Source organism: Dysgonomonas sp. UBA7710 (assembly GCF_002482385.1).
Lineage (GTDB): Bacteria > Bacteroidota > Bacteroidia > Bacteroidales > Dysgonomonadaceae > Dysgonomonas.
The window spans coordinates 1-20,001 of record NZ_DLFW01000004.1 but is presented as its reverse complement, the minus strand read 5'-3'; the positions used below and the strand labels follow the sequence as shown (position 1 = coordinate 20,001).

The 20,001-nt window shown below is 42.0% G+C and carries 14 protein-coding genes and 1 pseudogene; 14 read left to right on the top strand and 1 reads right to left on the bottom strand.

All coding sequences use genetic code 11. The features are described 5' to 3' along the window. The first annotated feature begins 2 nt into the window (after nt 1-2). The 6 genes from B3317_RS03070 to rpiA all read left to right on the top strand — a co-directional run bounded on the left by B3317_RS03070 (nt 3) and on the right by rpiA (nt 7,143). A complete protein-coding gene (locus tag B3317_RS03070; protein WP_291108526.1) occupies nt 3-2,138 on the top strand; it encodes an alpha-glucuronidase family glycosyl hydrolase in 2,136 nt (711 codons plus the stop codon). A gap of 102 nt (nt 2,139-2,240) precedes the next feature. After that, entirely contained in the window at nt 2,241-3,461 is a 1,221-nt protein-coding gene (gene uxuA, locus B3317_RS03065) for a mannonate dehydratase (protein WP_291108524.1), read from the top strand. Beyond that, nucleotides 3,445-4,260, top strand: a complete 816-nt coding sequence (locus B3317_RS03060) for an SDR family oxidoreductase (protein WP_291108522.1) — start codon at nt 3,445-3,447, stop codon at nt 4,258-4,260. The genes uxuA and B3317_RS03060 overlap by 17 nt, the downstream gene beginning before the upstream one ends. Nucleotides 4,261-4,438: 178 nt before the next feature. Continuing rightward, nucleotides 4,439-5,563: a DNA polymerase III subunit beta gene (gene dnaN / locus B3317_RS03055; protein WP_291108520.1), complete on the top strand. Its 1,125-nt coding sequence runs from the start codon at nt 4,439-4,441 to the stop codon at nt 5,561-5,563. A gap of 89 nt (nt 5,564-5,652) precedes the next feature. After that, entirely contained in the window at nt 5,653-6,423 is a 771-nt protein-coding gene (locus tag B3317_RS03050) for a 3'-5' exonuclease (RefSeq protein WP_291108518.1), read from the top strand. 21 nt (nt 6,424-6,444) lie between these two features. Further along, entirely contained in the window at nt 6,445-7,143 is a 699-nt protein-coding gene (gene rpiA, locus B3317_RS03045; RefSeq protein WP_291108516.1) for a ribose 5-phosphate isomerase A, read from the top strand. Here rpiA and B3317_RS03040 read toward each other — a convergent pair. Beyond that, the gene (locus tag B3317_RS03040; RefSeq protein WP_291108514.1) at nt 7,140-8,012 is read right to left on the bottom strand and encodes an AraC family transcriptional regulator; all 873 of its coding nucleotides are present in this window, start codon (nt 8,010-8,012) and stop codon (nt 7,140-7,142) included. The genes rpiA and B3317_RS03040 overlap by 4 nt on opposite strands. Before the next feature lie 261 nt (nt 8,013-8,273). On the opposite strand from B3317_RS03040, the gene B3317_RS03035 reads away from it, so the two are divergent. The 8 genes and pseudogenes from B3317_RS03035 to B3317_RS03000 all read left to right on the top strand — a co-directional run. Next, nucleotides 8,274-11,300, top strand: a complete 3,027-nt coding sequence (locus B3317_RS03035) for a SusC/RagA family TonB-linked outer membrane protein (protein ID WP_291108512.1) — start codon at nt 8,274-8,276, stop codon at nt 11,298-11,300. A 12-nt stretch (nt 11,301-11,312) separates the two neighbouring features. Further along, nucleotides 11,313-12,959, top strand: a complete 1,647-nt coding sequence (locus tag B3317_RS03030; RefSeq protein ID WP_291108510.1) for a RagB/SusD family nutrient uptake outer membrane protein — start codon at nt 11,313-11,315, stop codon at nt 12,957-12,959. 12 nt (nt 12,960-12,971) lie between these two features. Then, nucleotides 12,972-13,838, top strand: a complete 867-nt coding sequence (locus tag B3317_RS03025; protein WP_291108508.1) for an alpha/beta hydrolase — start codon at nt 12,972-12,974, stop codon at nt 13,836-13,838. A 26-nt stretch (nt 13,839-13,864) separates the two neighbouring features. After that, nucleotides 13,865-14,782 (top strand): alpha/beta hydrolase, encoded by a 918-nt coding sequence (locus tag B3317_RS03020; RefSeq protein ID WP_291108506.1) that lies wholly within the window; start codon nt 13,865-13,867, stop codon nt 14,780-14,782. Between the two features lie 20 nt (nt 14,783-14,802). Continuing rightward, the gene (locus tag B3317_RS03015) at nt 14,803-16,863 is read left to right on the top strand and encodes a right-handed parallel beta-helix repeat-containing protein (RefSeq protein ID WP_291108504.1); all 2,061 of its coding nucleotides are present in this window, start codon (nt 14,803-14,805) and stop codon (nt 16,861-16,863) included. 105 nt (nt 16,864-16,968) lie between these two features. Beyond that, complete coding sequence (locus B3317_RS03010; RefSeq protein WP_291108503.1) at nt 16,969-18,480, top strand: right-handed parallel beta-helix repeat-containing protein; 1,512 nt, start codon at nt 16,969-16,971, stop codon at nt 18,478-18,480. An 11-nt stretch (nt 18,481-18,491) separates the two neighbouring features. After that, the gene (locus tag B3317_RS03005) at nt 18,492-19,733 is read left to right on the top strand and encodes a serine hydrolase domain-containing protein (RefSeq protein ID WP_291108501.1); all 1,242 of its coding nucleotides are present in this window, start codon (nt 18,492-18,494) and stop codon (nt 19,731-19,733) included. 113 nt (nt 19,734-19,846) lie between these two features. Then, nucleotides 19,847-20,001 (top strand): annotated as a pseudogene (locus B3317_RS03000) (glycosidase); the annotation flags it as partial.

Here is a 20,001-nt window from a genome sequence, read left to right as displayed (position 1 = left end):
ACATGAAATATACCGTTTATCTATTTTTATTTTTAGTGTTACCTTTGTTACTTTTTGCAGAAGACGGCAGCCGGCTATGGCTGAGATACAAACCTCTTACAGGGATGCAAAAAGAAAAAGGTAACACGTTCAGCTCTATTGTCAAAGATGAAAAATCAGCCACGCTCGATATTGCGTCCCGTGAATTATCTTCAGCCTGGAAAGAGATTGCAGGAAAGGATATATCTTCGGCAACATTACAGGATGGCTCTATTGTCCTAGGAACTACTAACAGTAAAAACGTCAGGTCATTGTTAACGGGAAAAGAATTGAAAGACCTCACCGACGACGGTTTTATAATACGTTCCGTAAAAAAAGGTAACAGGAATTATACTGTAATTACTTCTGCAGAAGAAAGAGGAATATTGTACGGAGTCTTTCATTTTTTACGCCTTGTTCAGACCGATAGCTTCAGTGACAACCTGAATATTGTAGAAAACCCGAAATATAAAGTACGCATATTGAATCATTGGGACAATCTCGACCGTACCATAGAACGTGGCTATGCAGGGTATTCACTATGGAAGTGGGACGAACTGCCCAATACGCTGTCGCCACGATACGACGCTTATGCACGGGCGAATGCTTCGATAGGTATTAACGCCACTGTCTTAAATAACGTGAATGCTACGCCGGAAATACTGACGGGTGCTTATCTGGCAAAAGTAAAAGCATTAGCCGATGTATTCCGTCCCTACGGGCTTAAAGTGTATCTTGCCGTGAATTTTTCATCTCCAAAAGAACTCGGAGGCTTATCTGATTCCGATCCGCTTAATCCGGCAGTAAATAAATGGTGGAACAATAAAGTAAAGGATATTTACAAACTGATACCTGACTTTGGCGGTTTCCTCGTCAAAGCCAATTCCGAAGGGCTTCCCGGCCCGCAGGATTACGGCCGCACCCACGCCGACGGGGCGAATATGCTGGCTGACGCCCTGAAGCCTTATGGCGGTATTGTCATGTGGCGAGCGTTCGTCTACAATCCCAGCAATGAAGATAGAGCAAAACAGGCATATTCGGAGTTTACACCACTGGACGGACAATTCCGGGATAATGTAATAATACAGATCAAAAACGGGCCTGTCGATTTTCAGCCACGCGAACCGTTCAGTCCTCTGTTCGGAGCATTACGCGACACACAGGAAATGGTTGAGTTCCAGATAACACAGGAGTACCTCGGATTCTCCAATCATCTGGTATATCTTTCGCCAATGTTTAAAGAAACGCTCGACAGCGATACCTATTCAGATGGGGAAGGCTCTACCATTGCAAAGATAACAGACGGAACATTACGTTCCGGTAAAGTAACAGCGATATCTGCCGTAGCAAATATAGGAGAAGATACAAACTGGTGCGGGCATCATTTTGCACAGGCCAACTGGTATGCCTTCGGACGTCTGGCATGGAATCACCGATTGACTTCGGAACAAATAGCAGACGAATGGATAAAAATGACCTTTTCAAATAATAAGGACTTTATGAATCCGGTGAAAGACATGATGCTGTCATCGAGAGAAACTACCGTAGACTACATGATGCCGCTGGGGCTGCACCATATATTTGCGTTCGGCCACCACTATGGGCCTGAACCTTGGGGAGATGTACCCGGCGCCCGTCCCGACTGGATGCCTTGGTATTATCATAATGCAGATAGTACAGGACTAGGTTTTGACCGTACAACAAGCGGAAGCAATGCCGTATCACAATACTTCCCGCCATTGAATAATATCTATAATGATATCGCGCTTTGCCCCGAAAATCTCCTGCTATGGTTCCACCATGTGCCATGGGATTACAGGATGAAGAACGGGAAAACGTTGTGGGACGAGCTTTGTTATAAATACGATTCGGGAGTACAGCAGGTAAGAGCTTATCAGAAGTTATGGGACAAGATGGAAGAATATGTTGATGAGCAACGTTTCAGGGAAATACAATCGAAATTGAGGATACAAGCCCGGGATGCTGTATGGTGGAAAGATGCCTGCCTGCTTTATTTCCAGACCTTCTCTAAACGGCAGATACCTTACGATATCGAACGGCCGGTACACGAACTGGAAGACCTGAAGAAGATTAAACTGGATATGAAGCATCATAATTAAAATGAAGAGTGAAGAGTGAAGAGTGAAAAGTAAAGAATTAATCTTGAAACATGAATTAAAAATCGACGGAGTCAAATTTTGAAATCTTGAAATTCAAATTATATGGAAAAGACCTGGAGATGGTTTGGTAAAAAAGATAAGATAACCCTGTCTATGCTCAGACAGATAGGAGTTGAAGGTATTGTAACAGCCCTGCACGATATTCCAAACGGAGAGGTGTGGCAATTGGAAGCAATAAACGATTTGAAGAATTACATTAAGGACGCAGGCCTCCGCTGGTCGGTAGTGGAAAGCCTGCCTGTAAGCGAAGCCATAAAGTACGGAGGAAGTGAATCCGACCAATTGATCGCCAATTATATAGAAAGTCTGGCTAATCTGGGAGAAGCAGGTATAAATACGGTATGCTACAATTTCATGCCCGTTATCGACTGGATACGCACCGATCTTCAATACCCATGGGCGGACGGTACTTCTTCACTGTATTTCAATAAAATACACTTTGCTTACTTCGACTGTTTCATCCTTAACCGGGAGGGAGCTGTAAAAGACTATTCTGCCGGGGAGATGGAGAAAGTATATGCATTGGATAAGACAATTACCAAAGCAGAAAAGGAACAATTGATAGATACCATAATTGTAAAGACACAAGGCTTCATAAACGGGAATATCAAAGAAGGAGACAGAGATCCTGTCGCGATATTTAAGAAGCTGCTATCGCTCTATAAAAACATAGACAGAAATGCATTGAGAGAAAATCTGAAGTATTTTCTTTCACAGTTGATGCCTGTTTGCGAAGAGTATAATATAAACATGTGCGTTCATCCTGACGACCCTCCTTTCCAAATGTTGGGGCTTCCCCGCATTGTAACAGGCATGGAGGATATAGAATGGATTCTCAATGCAGTAGACAATCCCTATAACGGACTTACATTCTGTGCGGGTTCGCTTAGTGCAGGTATACATAACAATGTTCCTGAGTTGGCGCGTAAATTTGCATCACGTACACGTTTCATCCATCTGCGCAGTACAGATGTTTTCCAGAACGGAGACTTTATAGAAGCCCCGCATCTTGAAGGCCGTGGCCATTTGATAGAACTGGTGCGTATCTTCGAAAAAGAAAACCCTGCTCTGCCTATGCGTGTAGATCACGGACGACTGATGCTCGGCGACGGAAATAAAGGCTACAATCCCGGCTATTCATTCTATGGACGTATGTACGCCCTTGCCCAGATGGACGGAGTGATAGCTACAATACAGGATGAGATAAGAAGAGGAATAAACAATGACGATAAATATACGCTGGAATATGAACGAACTTTTTAGTGTTAAAGATAAGATAACAATCGTAACGGGCGGATACGGAGTACTGGGTTCAAGTATTGCAAAATACATGGCTTCGCAAGGAGCTGTCATAATCATATTAGGCCGCTCAGAAGAAAAAGGGAATGCTTTGGCTGACGAAATAAAAGCCACCGGAGGTGAGGCTGTATTTTTGGTTTCGGATGTACTCGACCTTGCCATACTCGAAAGAAGCAGGGAAAGTATTTTATCCATGTATGGAAAAATCGACGTTCTGATAAACGTTGCAGGAGGAAATGTACCCGGTGCTACCCTGACCCCCGAACAACCTTTCTTCGATATGAAAATAGCCGACTGGGAAAAGGTTACCAACCTGAATCTGAATGGGACGGTTTACCCGTCTTATGTATTCGGAGAAGCTATGGCCGGACAGAAAAGCGGGAATATTATCAACATCACATCAATGGCTGCCTATTCTGCCATCACACGCGTACCGGGCTACTCTGTGGCAAAAACAGGCATCAGTAATTTCACACAGTGGCTTGCAACAGAAATGGCTCTAAAATATGGAGATAAGGTGAGAGTCAATGCTATTGCCCCCGGCTTTTTCATTGGAAATCAAAATCGTGCAGTACTCATCAACCCCGATGGTTCACTGACCGAAAGAAGCGAAAAAGTACTGGCTAAAACCCCGATGAAACGCTTTGGAGATATAACGGAACTTAACGGGGCTGTACAGTTTCTGTGTAGTGATGCTGCCAGTTTCATTACCGGAGCAATATTGCCTGTAGACGGGGGCTTCAGTGCATTTAGCGGAGTGTAAACAGCTTTATATTATAAAAAGCATGTTTTATAGGCAATTGCCTCTTTTTGCAGAGAATAAGTATTTGACGGATAAAATATCAGTTATATCGAAAAAGCTATTGTTATAACTGGAAAAAATTCCTACATTTGCTCTATTGATAATATGCGAAATTTAAAATCTAAAACATACTGATAATATGAAATTTGTTGTTTCCAGCACTGCTTTATTAAGTCACTTGCAAGCGATAAGCAAGGTCATCAACTCAAAAAACACGTTGCCTATTCTCGATTGTTTCTTGTTGGAACTGGAAGGTTCTACTCTTACTCTTACTGCAGCCGATGCCGAAACCCGTCTGGTTACTTCCCTCGAAGTAAACGAAGCCGATGGTAACGGAAAGTTTGCCGTAAATGCGAAGAACCTGTTGGACCCGCTGAAAGAACTACCTGAGCAACCTCTTACATTTGAGATAAACAATGACAATCTGGAAACATTCATTTTCTTCCACAACGGTAAGTACAATTTCATTGGACAAAGCGGAGATGATTATCCGCAACCTAAAGAGCTGAAAGACACTGCGGTTAGCCTGACTATTGAGCCACAGGTACTGTTTGCCGGGATCAACCGTACACTGTTTGCCAGTGCCGACGATGAACTTCGCCCTGTGATGAACGGTGTGTTCTTCGATATTACTCCTGAAGATCTGACTTTCGTAGCATCTGACGGTCACAAACTGGTTCGGTGCAAAACATTATCAGCAAAGGGGGCCGAAAGAGCATCTTTCATTCTGCCAAAGAAACCGGCCAACTTACTGAAGGCCATCCTACCGAAAGAAGCTGAAACAGTAGAGATCAAGTTTGACGAAAATAATGCATATATAAAGATGTCGAGCTATACAATGACTTGCCGCTTTATAGAAGGACGTTATCCAAACTATAATTCTGTTATCCCGCAGAATAATACAAACAAGGTTATACTGGACCGGCAGGCTTTCCTGAATGCACTGAAACGCGTATCTGTATTCTCTAATCAGGCAAGTAATCTTATTAAACTTCAGCTGACTGATAGAAATATCATAGTAACAGCTCAGGACATCGACTTCTCTACAGCTGCCGAAGAGACTATCGCCTGCGAATATACAGGTTCTCCTATGAACATCGGATTCAAATCGAGCTTCCTGATTGAAATATTGAATAATATCCCGTCAACTGATATATCACTCGAATTATCCGACCCTTCACGCGCAGGATTGATTATTCCTACCGAGAATGAGGAGAATGAAGACCTTCTGATGTTGCTCATGCCAATGATGCTAAACGACTAAAGACAGAATTTTAAATACAAAATATATAGACTTTATCATTCTTCTGATTCTAAAAAATGGGGAATGATAAAGTTTTTTCTTGAAAGCTTATGGAACTAAACCTCAAAAACCCGCTTGTATTCTTTGACCTCGAAACCACAGGTACCGATACAGTAAAAGACCGGATAGTGGAGATATCGTATCTGAAAGTATACCCTAACGGAAAGCAGGAAGTAAAGACCAAAAGACTCAACCCCGAAATGCCTATACCTCCGGGGGCAACTGCTGTACACGGCATATCGGATGAAGATGTAAAAGACTGTCCGACTTTCAAACAGATTGCAAAATCACTTGCCGACCAAATGGAAGGATGTGACTTGGCAGGATTCAACTCGAGCCGTTTCGATATCCCGCTTTTAGCAGAAGAATTCTTACGCGCCGGAGTGGATATAGACTTCAGCAAACGGAAAATGATAGATGTACAAATCATCTTCCATAAGAAAGAACAACGCACCCTTGAAGCCGCTTACAAATTCTATTGTGACAAGGAACTTACTGATGCGCATTCTGCTGAAGCCGATACATTAGCCACATTCGAAGTACTGAAAGCTCAACTGGACAAATATCCGGATCTGGCAAACGATATGGAAAAACTGGCCGAGGAGTTTTCATTCTTCAACAACAATGTTGACCTGGCGGGACGAATCATTAAAGACGAGAACGGGATAGAAGTCTTCAACTTTGGTAAACATAAAGGAAAACCGGTAGCCGAAGTTTTGAAAAAAGAGCCGAGTTTCTATGCATGGATGATGGACGCAGACTTCCCTCTAAATACCAAACAGGTTCTGACCAAAATAAAGTTGAGAGAGATGCAGAGATAAACACTGCAAAGACAGACAGCGATGGAATGGGGAAAGAATATCGTCAATTCGTTGAAATGGTCGGATACCATTATCAATAAAGAAGGAAAAGAGAAGGTTGCAAAGGAAATCGCAGCTAAAATGAAAGATGGACAGATAATCGGAGTGGGCTCAGGTTCTACCGTTTATCTGGCTCTGATCGCCATTGCCGAAAGAATAAGAAAAGACAACTTACACATCCAGGTCATTCCCTCTTCTCTGGAGATATCCATGACCTGCATCCAATTGGGAATTCCTCAAACTACACTTTTAGACAAAAAGCCTGACTGGACTTTCGACGGGGCAGATGAAGTCGACCCTGAGCGAAACCTCATAAAAGGGCGAGGGGGAGCCATGTTTAAGGAAAAACTATTAATCCGTAACAGCACCGAAACTTATATTATTGTAGATGAATCTAAATTTGTCACACAATTAGGTTCGAAATTCCCGGTTCCTGTCGAAGTATTTCCAACCTCCCTGTTATATGCGGAAAAAGAACTTAGAGCATTAGGCGCCCGCGATATATCACTAAGGATGGCAAAAGGGAAAGACGGGCCTGTTATTACAGAAAACGGAAACTTTATCCTCGATGCATGGTTCGACTCAATAGAAAGTTCTTTGGAACGTGATATTAAGTCAATAACGGGAGTTATTGAGAGCGGATTGTTCATAGGATATGATGTGGAGATAATAAGTATCTAGAATTTTGTCATTATCTTCTGAATATTCATTCTATATTCAGACGGGGTTTGCCCTTTTTTCCTTTTGAATATACGGTTGAAATTAGAGATGTTATTGAAGCCTGACGAATAGCATACTTCTGCTATCGTATGAGTCGTTTCGTATAAGACCTTTGCTGCATGACCTATCCTGATATCATTCAGGTAGTCGATAAAACTCCGGTTGGTCCTTTTCCTGAAAAAGTGGCTGAATGCCGATTCCGACATGCCCACACTTTCCGCAACAGCCGAAAGCGTAATATCCTCCTGAAAATGCTCCTGAATATATGTTATCACTTTATTGATCCTTCGGCTTTTCGATTCCCTGATGGCAAAGTCCATCTTACTACTACCTTCTAACAGGAATTTCTGGTTGGAAGAAACAGATAAAAGATAGAGTATCCTGAAGAATTCCAGAGCGGACTCTACACCCTGCTTATGTGACAGGTTGAGCAAAGTGTCTTTCATTGCCACTTTGGTCTCATCAGAGAATTCAATTCCGTAAAATGAATTGGTGAACAACTCTTTTACCGGGTGAAATATCTTCTTGTTTATAATGGGATATTCCAGCGTCTCCTTATGGAACTGGATAGTCACCACATGAGCATTCCCGTTATCGTCTTCACTTACCCAGCGATGGGGAATATTCGGACCTACCATTACCAGGTCAAGATCCCGGTACTCGGCTACACAATCGCCCACAATTCTCTTCCCCCTGCTGTTCAGCACAAGGTTAATTTCATAATCGGAATGAAAATGAGCTGCATAATCGAACCTTGCATGAGGATGATTCAAGACAATAAATAAGTCCTCATCATTGATTGGCGTAATCTCTCTTTGTATGTATTCCATGGTAGTAGTTTTTTACAAATATAGAGATATAATTCAAAAAAGTATAATCAATTATAAAAATAATATACACATATAAACGATTGATAATCAGAACAAATATTTCATTTTAAGAATTTTCTTTCAAAAAAGTACAATGGTTTGACAGTATTATATTACAATTTATATAAATACTATTCTATGTTTGCGGTAGCTAAGTTTCAAATGTCCTAGGTATATTTAAAAATTACAAAAGCTAACCGATTTAATAAATCTGATTATTTTATGAAAAAGAACAAAATCTTATTAATCTTGTTTTTATTGGTCTTTCCGGTTGCACAAATACTTGCCCAAGAAATAGGGCTAAAAGGTAATGTAACCTCATCGGACGGTGAGAGCCTTATAGGCGTGACAATCACGGTAAAAGGCCAAAATAGAGGAATCACAACCGATATAAATGGTAATTATACCATAACGGTGAAGAAAGGCGATATTCTCGTTTTTTCTTATATTAGTTTCACTACTATCGAACGCACCGTAACAACGAACATCCTCGACGTAGTGATGGAACCTTCTTCCGAAATGCTGGCAGAGGTGGTAACTGTAGGTTACGGAGTACAGAAAAAAGTGGATATGACAGGTTCGGTCTCCACTGTAAAGGGTGATGTATTGCTCAAAGCCCCGACCCCGAACCTGGCAAACGCTTTGACAGGGAAAATGACAGGGGTAATAACTACCCAGCAAACAGGAAAACCCGGCTTGGATGATCCTGCTTTCTTTATCAGGGGAAAAAGTACATTCGGAGACAATGGCACATTATTGCTTGTTGACGGAATAGAGCGCTCTATCAGTAAGCTCGATCCCAATGAAATAGAAAGTATTACAGTACTCAAAGACGCAGCCTCGGCAGCCGTATATGGGGCACGGGCAGCAAACGGAGTTATAATCGTCACTACCAAGCGCGGTAGCGAAGGTAAGACCAAGATTAATTATTCGGGAACATTCGGATTTCAAACCCCTACTGTCATCCCCGAGATGATGAATGCCTACGAATATGCGAAATATCTGAATCTGGCATTGGATAACTTCAACAACAATGCTCCGCGTTTTACCGAATCTGAGATTCAGGCGTACAAAAACGGTACAATGCCTTCAACAGACTGGTGGGAAGAAACGCTGAAAAAAAGGACAGGAATCCAACAGCACAGCCTGACTGTAAACGGAGGTAGTAAAACAACTAAGTTTTTCACATCGTTGGGTTATCTCGATCAGGACGGGCTTTATGATCTGTCAGGATTCAAGAGATATACGGTCCGTTCTAACATAGACACTCAAATAACGAACGATTTCAGTATATCACTCGATTTAGCCGGCCGATATGAAAAAATAAGCCAGTCCGCAGTGGGAGACGGCCTATTCTCAACCATAATCAATTCTAAACCGACAGAAAGCCCTTATGTGCCCGACAGTGTGGAAAAAGGAGGACTCAACTCGAATGGGCAAAATGTTTCTCCAATAGGCCAGGCCGAGAATTCGGGATATAGTAAAACTGAAAATTCCGTATTCCAAAGTACATTACAGGGTGTATATAATGTACCTTTTGTGAAAGGATTGAAAGCAAGAGCCAGTTTTTCTTATGACCGTTGGTTTTCGAAAGCCAAAACATTCACTATGCCATACGAATTTTACCAACATGACAGGATAATAGATACATATACCAAAAGAAAAACCGGTGGAGGCACAAGCCTTTACGAAGGTACAGCTGAAGACGAAAGACTTACGGTACAAGCTGCTCTGACATATGATGCAACATTCAATAAGGCACATAACATTTCTGCACTCTTCCTGTTTGAAGAATCATCATATAAATACAGCGATTTACAGGCATCACGCGTTAACTATATATCAACAGCCATAGATCAGCTATTTGCCGGCCCTGATAAGGACAAAGATAATGGAGGACTTGCCAGAGAGACTGTAAGACAGGGATATGTAGGGCGTCTGAACTACAACTATTTAGGTAAATACCTGTTTCAGTTCAACTTCCGTTACGACGGATCATACAATTTCCCGAAAAGTAAACGCTGGGGTTTCTTCCCTGCTGTTTCAGCCGGATGGAGAATTAGCGAAGAACCTTTTCTGAAAGACAATGCGATATTGCATAATCTGAAACTACGGGCATCATACGGAGAATTCGGTAATGACAGGGTGGCTGCTTATCAATTTATGTCAGGATACAGATTCAACTCTGGTTCTGTAATCGGAGGTTCTTTCCAGTCCGGAATAAATGATACAGGTATCGCCAATCCCAATATTACATGGGAAACAGCAAGCAATACGGATGTTGGTTTGGATTTCAGCTTGTTGAATGGAAAAATATCAGGAGAATTTACCTATTTCTATAAAAAGACCAGAGATATTTTATTACCAAGAAGCGCATCCGTTCCTCAATCGTTTGGGGCAACACTGCCTGACGAAAATATAGGTAAAGTGGACAACTATGGTATCGAATCCATTCTTCGCTATACAGACAAAATCGGTGATTTCAACTTCATGGTGGAAGGTAATATAACATATGCGAAAAGCAAAGTTGTATTTATGGATGAAGCCATAAACAAACTTGAGCATCAGCGACTGACAGGACGTCCGTTCGATCAGAATTACGGATATAAAGCATTGGGGCTGTTCCATAGCCAGGAAGAGATAGACAATTGGGCAATACAGGACGGACGCGGCAACACCTCTCTCAAAGTGGGAGATATAAAATATGAAGACTTCTATAATGACGGTGTGATTGATGGAAAAGACGCGCAGTTTATTGGAAAAAGTGAGATACCGGAAATAATCTTTGGATTGAATATCGGATTATCATATAAGAATTTCGATCTGACAATGAATTTCCAGGGTGCAACAGGATTTGACCAATATCTAAGGTGGGATCCGTTCAATCTTGAATCTAATGCGTTAGCTATATTCAAAGACTCCTGGTCGGAAGATAACCCGAATGCAAAATATCCACGCCTGTATGCAGGAACAGTACAAAATAATCGCGAAAAATCATCATTCTGGTTATACGATGGTACATATTTGAGGCTGAAGAATTTTGAACTGGCTTATACTTTCGACAAAAAAGACTTCCTTAAGAAAATAGGTATACAGAATCTCAGGGTATTTGTTTCCGGAAACAATCTGCTCACATTCTCCAAGATGAAAGATTTCGATCCGGAAGCACCAAATATCGATCCCGACAGGAATGCATATTACTATCCTCAGATGAAAACATACAATTTTGGTTTTAACGTCGAATTTTAATCGAATATGAATATGAAATATATAATATTATCAGTTTTTACAGTGTTTTCTTTATTCTTGGCCAATGCTTGTATGGACTTGGACAAGGAACCTCTCGATATAATTTCGGATGATGCTGTATTCAAAGATGAAGCACTTACAAAGGCATATCTATATAAAATATACGGTTATATGCCGTGTGGCTACGGGCTGTTCGTAGAAGGCGGAGCAAATGTCCTTTCAGGAATGGGAATTACCGATCTGCTCGACGGCAGCACCGACCTCCTGCGTTCACCTGCCGGATGGAACGAAAGCAATGGTGTAATGATTCCGGGAACTATCTCTGCATCTTATAATCCTCTGGAAACATGGGGCAGAAGCTATGAGGTTATTCGAAAAGTCAATAATCTGATCGCCGGATTGACAAATGACAGCCCTCTACCGGAAGATTTCAAGACAAGAATAATGGCAGAAGCCCGCTTCGTAAGGGCATTTATGTACTTCGACCTGGTACGCCGCTATGGGGATGTCCCACTTATCAAGGAATTGCAGCATTTCGATAATCTACAGGAATTGATGGTTCCGCGTACTCCAAAATCGGACATCTATGATTTTATCGACAGTGAACTGGAACAAATAGGAGATATATTGCCTTATGCTAAAGATATCACTGTAGCCGAACAAGGCCGGGCTTCACGTGAAGCTGCATGGGCGCTTAATGGCCGGGTAATGCTCTTTGCTGAAAGATATGCGAGATCTGCATTGTTTTCCAATAAAGTAATAGAAGAAAATCAATTTGTACTCGATCCCGATTATAATGCATTATTTCAATCTCATGGAGGGAACAAGGAAGTTATCTTCGAAGTAATGTTCGACGGGGTTAACAAAGGGCATGCATGTGACAACCTTTACATGCCTCCGAGCATCGACAACGGATGGGGTTCACAAACGAATCCTACTCAGGAACTTGTAGATTCTTATGAAATGCTCGACGGCACACCGTTCGACTGGAATAATCCCGCACATGCGGCCAATCCTTACGAGGGAAGAGACAAACGCTTACAGGCAAGTATCATTGTGGATGGGTCTGTTTTCAAAAACAAAGTAATAAGAACAGGATACCTGATGCCTGATGATGGGCTTGGACTCGTAGAGCGTACTTACTCGGGATACTATATTCGTAAATTCCTGGACGAAACGTTACCATTCGAAAAGTTGAATTTTATAGGAAGTATTACCAGTTGGAAAGAAATCAGGCTGGCAGAGGTGTTGCTCAACTATGCCGAGGCTCAGAATGAAACGAACAATGGCCCTGACGCATCTGTATATGAAGTCATGAGACTCGTTCGCGAACGTGCAGGTCTGCCGGCATTACCATCCGGGCTGAATCAGGCACAAATGAAAGAACGGATAGTGCAAGAACGGAAAGTGGAACTGGCTTTTGAAGGACATCGCTTCTGGGATCTAAGACGTTGGAAATTGGCTGAATCAGTATTGAATAACAAATATTTCCACGGGATGAAAATTACAGAAGACAATAACGGAGTGAAGACGTATGAGAGATTCGAATTGAATATGCTTCCAAAACAAGTATTCCTTTCAAAACATTATTTGATGCCTATTAATCAGGGAGAACTGGAAAAGAACCCTAATTTGGGCAGCAATAATCCCGGATACTAAAAACCGATGAAGATGAGACTGAAAACCATATTTTATATTTTACCTATCCTGCTGACACTTATTATAGTGTCGGCATGGTGCAGGAAACCCGTGACTCAGTTGATCTTACAGGACGTCCATTATGGCAGTGACTCCTTGCAGACAATGGATATTTATCTGACAGAAAACAGGACTGTAGAAACTCCGCTTGTTGTTCTGGTACATGGTGGAGGCTGGATGGCCGGCGATAAGAAAGATGCCGGTTTTATGAAAGATGCTTGTTTTGCCAATGGGATAAATGTAGTGAATATAAATTATCGTCTTGGCACACCGGGTATTCCCGGGATTCACTACAAAGAGATGATGGCAGATATAGACAGTGCCATGTCATATGTTCTGGATCATGCCGGTGAATGGAATATACGCAAGTCGAAGTATATATTTTGGGGAGGTAGTGCCGGAGCTCATCTATCGCTGTTATATGCCTATAATTACGATACCCGGGACATTATTTCCCTCGTGATAACTTTGGGGGCTCCTACCCGCTTCGATGCTGAAAGCATGAAAGGAGCCAAACCCGGCGATATACAGGGGTTACTTCCTCTGATTACAGGAAAACCGTGGAATAACGACCCTGAATTGTTGGACGAAGCGTACAAGGATGCAAGCCCATATTTTGGTAAGAATCTGAAACCATCTTTCCTCATTCATGGAGAAAAAGACGACATTGTACCTAAACAACAATCTATAATGATGAGTGAATTACTCAAACAAAAAAATATTGTGGATACCCTTGTCATTTTGCCCAATGGCGGACATGGCGGAGAGAATACACCACAGGAAGTTTCTGAAAGACTAAACCTGGCAATGTACCAGTGGATTATAAGATATAGTAGATAAGTGTTTTACTTCTAAATATAATAGCTATGAATACAATATTCACCAAAAGTGTAATAATAATTGTTTGCCTGCCCCTTATATTTTTATTTTATTCCTGTTCAGGGGATATGGAAGAATCGTTCGACAATAATGTATTGAATACGAAAACAGCAGTAGTTGCCAACAACTCTGCAGTGGAAATGCTGAATGTGGCTTATGGAGAACATCCTCAACAGGTAATGGATATATATCTTTTAGAAAACAGGACTGTAGAAACCCCGTTAGTGGTTCTGATACATGGTGGAGCATGGGTTGCCGGAGACAAAGCTGATGCCGGTTTTATGAAAGACGCCTGCTATGGCAATGGAATGAACGTTGTCAATATAAATTATCGCCTGGCGGACAGCACAATCAACTACACCCATATAATGGAGGATATAAGCAGCGCTATGGCAATGATACTTAACCATGCAGCAGAATACAATATTCGCACATCCAAAATTGTATTCTGGGGCGGAAGTGCCGGTGGACACCTGGCTTTGCTATATGCTTATAATTACGATATACAAAATGCTGTATCTCTGGTAATGACATTAGGTGCTCCGACAAAACTGGACGACAAACTGAGCCTTATAGGACCAAACCCGGCAGAGATGATAGGACTATTAGCCACCATTACCGGCAAGCCTTATGATTTATTCTGGCCACTAGATCCGGCATATGCTGATGCAAGCCCGTATTATGGAAAAAACTTCAAACCCACACTTCTTATACATGGAGAAAAAGATCCTATAGTCCCTGTAAGACAAGCCAATCTAATGAGAGACAGATTAGTGCAAGCGAATGTAGACAATGTCCTATTTATTCTTCCTAATGGTGGCCATACAGGAGAAAATACAACCCCGGAAGCTTCCGAACAAGCTAACCAGCTAATGTATCAGGCTGTGTTGCATTACAGTAACTAGAAAACATAAAAACTTTGAATATGAATACTATAATAATACAAAGAATAAAGACGAACCTTCATTCAATCCTCTTTTTCATCCTGGGTATATTCTTCCTTGCTTCCTGCACAAATGATATAGCCGACAGGCTTGTGAATTACCCGACGGCATCGGAACCGAATGCAACTTATTATATAGATTCGGAAGGAGGTAATGACTACAATGAAGGTACATCCGAAACTTCGGCATGGAAAACATTCAACAATCTGAACCGCATGTCGTTACAATCGGGTAACAAAGTTCTACTGAAAAGAGGAAGTCTATGGACCGGACAACTATCACCAAAAGGCAGTGGTACATCAGCCAATCCTATTGTCTTGGGATCATATGGTGAAGGAAACAGACCTGTCATCGACGGACAGGGAGAAGTACTTGCTGCAGTTTACCTGAGCAATCAGTCAAACTGGGTGATACAAGGTTTAGAACTGAAAAATTTTGCTTCCGAGCGTGGAGATACTTATCGTTGCGGAATACTTGTCGAAAATAATGGAGGAGGTACTATCAGTAATATTAAAATCCTGAATAACTATGTGCATGAGGTTTCCGGTTCTTTCCGTTATGTAGGCGCATCCCATCCGCATCAGTATGGGGGAATCGCGGTCAATGTAATCGGACAGGCAGGCACAGATAAGTATGATAATGTCCTGATAGAAGGCAACGAAGTGGAAAAAGCCGGACGTACCGGAATTGTAGTATGGGACAATATTTTTGCCGGAGATACTGAAGCCTCTACCAATGTTGTGATACGCAACAATAAGGTAAAAGACATAGACTCCGATGGTATTCTTACATTCGGATGCAATGGCTCCCTTATAGAGTACAATGTGGCTAATGGCTGCGGTTCGTACCGCGAAGACAATCAGTTTAACGGTTCGGCTGCTATCTGGGCTACACGCGGGCGGGATTGCATCATACAATACAACGAGGCTTATAATACAAAAGCCCTCCCGGGCAATGACGACGGAACAGGATTTGACATAGATATGGATGCCATCAATTGTATCGTACAATATAATTACAGCCATGACAATGAAGGCGGGTTCATGCTCTTCGTCGATGCGTCCAATTCGTCGGGTAGCATTGTCCGCTACAATATCAGCCAAAACGATAAGACTCGTATATTTATGATTGCGGGCGGGGTTACGCCTAATACACAGATATACAACAATACAATATACCTGCCTGGCGGCTCCACTACCAAAATAATTGAACACACATGGGACGATGGCGGAGATATAAATGCACCGTGGTTATTCAAAAACAATATCATTTACAATCTGGGATCGGGAGGCTATCAGATTCCGGGAACAGGCGGCGTATTCGAAGGAAACCTGTATTACGGAAACCATCCTGAGAATGAGCCAAACGATGCGGATAAGCTGACAGTCGACCCTCAGTTTGTAAATGTAGGTAGCGGAACTTTAGGTATAGCCTCTCTGGACGGTTATAGATTGCAGGAAACATCTCCTATAATCAATACAGGGGTTAAGATACCAAAGAACGGAGGACAAGACTTCTGGGGTAATGTCGTTTCTTCAGGAGGAAAACCTACTCGTGGCGCTCATGAACCGAATGGTATGGCATCGGGAGAATCCGAATTTACCGATATGCTAAATGACTGGAATTATGCATTCTATTATACAGGAAACTGGAATCTGGATACCAGCAATCCTCATTTCTTCGGGGGAGATGCTTCAAGGGCAGTAAGGACAACATTGGATGATGGTATAATCATATATAATTATCCGAATATCAAAGCTATTACCGTAACTATGTATCTTTGTGTATGGTACCCTACGCTGACTCCGGAAAAGATAGAAATATACGGCTCGTTCACAGGCGGAGATTTAAGTAACTACTCAAAGCTACCTGTATCTTACGACACCGATCCTGCCGTGACCGAAGGCTGGCAAAAAACGATGATTAATCTGAATGGCGCTCTACCTGAAGGTGTGAACTTTATAGGTATCCGTGTAGCGGATAATACGGCTGAAAGCTGGGCAACTCAGATAGGAGAGGTATCGATTACATATGTGGAATAGATTGTGAATATTATTGTCATTCTGAACGAAGTGGAGAATCCCTTCTGAAAATTGAGATATTTCACTTCGTTCAATATAAGAGAATCAAATACAACAAAATAACTTATGCGCAGATTATCAGGAATATTATTATTTGTACTTTTTTCCGTATGTTGCTTTGCACAAGGGGACAATATATATTATATCGATAGCCGGTCGGGAAGTGACAGCCATGACGGATTATCACCCGATAGAGCATGGAAGACATTCAGCATTGCCAATAATAAAGAGTTCAAACCGGGCGACCGTATTCTATTGAAATGCGGGTCCAAATGGTCAGGCTCGCTTGCTCCCAAAGGTTCAGGCTCGGACGAGGCGCCCATCACAATAGCTTCATACGGAGAAGGGGAACGCCCCGTAATAGATGGCGGTGGAATAGTAAAAGCTCCGGTATATCTGCGTAATCAGTCTAATTGGACTATTCAGGGACTTGAAGTGACAAATCCCGCACCCGAAAGAGGTTTTGTGTATAGAGGCGGGATACTTGTAGAAAATGATAATGGCGGTGTACTGCGGAATATAAATATCCTCGACAACTATGTCCACCATGTCACCAGCTCGTTTCGTTATGCCTACGATTTTCATCCGCACCAGTTCGGAGGAATAGCCGTAAACGTCACCGGCTCGAAAGGAACGGATAAATTCCGTAATGTATTAATCGAAGGAAACAAGGTAGAGAATACAGGGCGTACGGGCATTGTAGTGTGGGACCACATATTTGCCAAATACGATGAGGCTAGCACAGGAGTAAGAATTAAGAACAACTCTGTGAAGGATATAGATTCGGACGGGATACTCACTTATGGCTGTGACGGAGCAATTATAGAATACAATGTAGCCGACGGATGTGGCTCTTTCCGCGAAGACGGAGGGTTCAACGGCTCGGCTGCTATCTGGTGTACACGAGGCAGTAATTGCATTATTCAATACAACGAAGCATTTAATACGCATATGCTGGAAGGCAATGCCGATGGTACAGCATTCGATATCGACATAGATGCTATCGACTGTATCGTACAATACAACTATAGTCATGACAATGAGGGGGGATTCATGTTATTTATCGATGCATCCAATTCATCGGGTAGCATTGTCCGCTACAATATCAGTCAGAACGATAAGACGCGTATATTCATGGTTGCAGGCGGAGTACCGCCTAACATGCAGATATATAACAATACGATCTATATTTCCGAAGGACTGGATACCAAGATCATAGAACATACATGGGATGAAGCAGGCAACATAAATGCACCATGGATATTTAAAAATAATATCATTTACAACTACGGTTCGGGTGAATACATGGTTCCGGGTACAGGTGGCATCTTTTCCAATAATATCTATTGGGGCAATCATCCTGCCAGTGAACCTAAGGAACTAAATAAAATCACAAAAGACCCGATGCTGGAAAGTCCGGGGAGTGGCAAACGAGGGCTGGATTCCCTGTCAGGATATAAACCGAAGAAGAAATCACCTGCCATAAACGCAGGTGCCGTGATAGACCATAATGGAGGGCTGGACTTCTTCGGAAACAAAATATCTGTACACGACCGCCCTAATATCGGAGCTAATTAATGATTACAACTATGAAAAGACTTGTAGGAACATTGCTTTTTATCATATTATTCTATAATACTTCTATCAGCCAGACAGTACAGGAATTTGTGAAGGCAGGTAACCCCGATGCTATAGGCTTCGATACAGAACGCCTAAGAAAAATAGATACTTTATTATCGGGATATGTAAACGACGGAATAATGCCGAATGCCTTATCTCTGGTGATTAAAGATGGGGAAATAATACACTTCTCGGCATACGGTTATAATGATGCCGAAAAGAAAGTCACTGTAAAGAAAGACGATATCTTCAGAAATGCATCACAAACAAAGGCTATTACAACCACTGTATTGATGACGCTATTCGAAGAGAACAGGTTTATGCTGGACGATCCTATCGAAAAATACCTGTCTATGTTTGCACATCCCCGTGTTTATGTATCGGGAAGCGCTAAAGAAGGGAATCTGGTTACCCGCCCTGCCAGTCGTAGCATTACCATCCGTCACTTACTTACACATACATCAGGTTACGGATATGATGCTTTCGGAGAAAATATACGCGGAATAAATTATATTGAACCTACTACATCGAAAGAAGTAATGGAACGGTTGGCACGTGTACCGCTCATGCACGATCCGGGAGAAAGATTTACTTATGGTTTCAGTACCGATATAGCTGGATATCTGGCAGAGGTACTCACGGGTAAAAGCCTCGGTACACTAATGAAGGAACGGATATTCGATCCTCTGGGAATGAAGGATACTTATTTTCATCTGCCCAAGGAAAAATACAGCCGTCTGGTAAAATGCTACATGCGCACGAATGACTCTACCCGCTATGTACTGAACCCCGACCCGTTTGAACAAACATTTCCATTTGCCTCAGACCAGCCTTACAATGGTGGCGGCGGCGGACTATGCGGAACTATAGAAGATTATGCAAGATTCTGTCAGATGATATTGAATGGCGGGGTGTTTAACAACCGACGCATACTCGGACGCAGAACGGTAGAATTGATGTGTACAGACCAGTTGGCAGGTATACCTCAAAATCACCCGTTCAGTCTGGGATTCGAAGTGACCGACTTCAACAGGTTCAAACGTTCGATGGTATCGGAAGGTTCGGTCAAATGGGGTGGCGCTTATGGAACGGATTACATAATCGACAGAAAAGAAAATATGATATTACTTCTCTATACCAATATCGTTCCCTGGGTTAACCCCAATGTACAAGACAGATTCCATATAACTGTTTACCAAAGTCTTAAATAGAAACTCAGAGGAAATTTTAAAACAAAATATTAATATATACAATCATGGTATTTTATACTGTGCTCACCCTATACATGTAAAATAATCGACTAAAAATATAAAAAGCTACGACTATGATGTTGAAAAAGTATGATAAAAATCCTGTCCTTATGCCTAATCCGGCAAATGATTGGGAGAGTCTTGTAGTTTGTAATCCCGGAGTATGGTACGAAAACGGAACTTTCTACATGCTCTACAGAGCAGCTGGAAATGACGCCGAACATGTTAT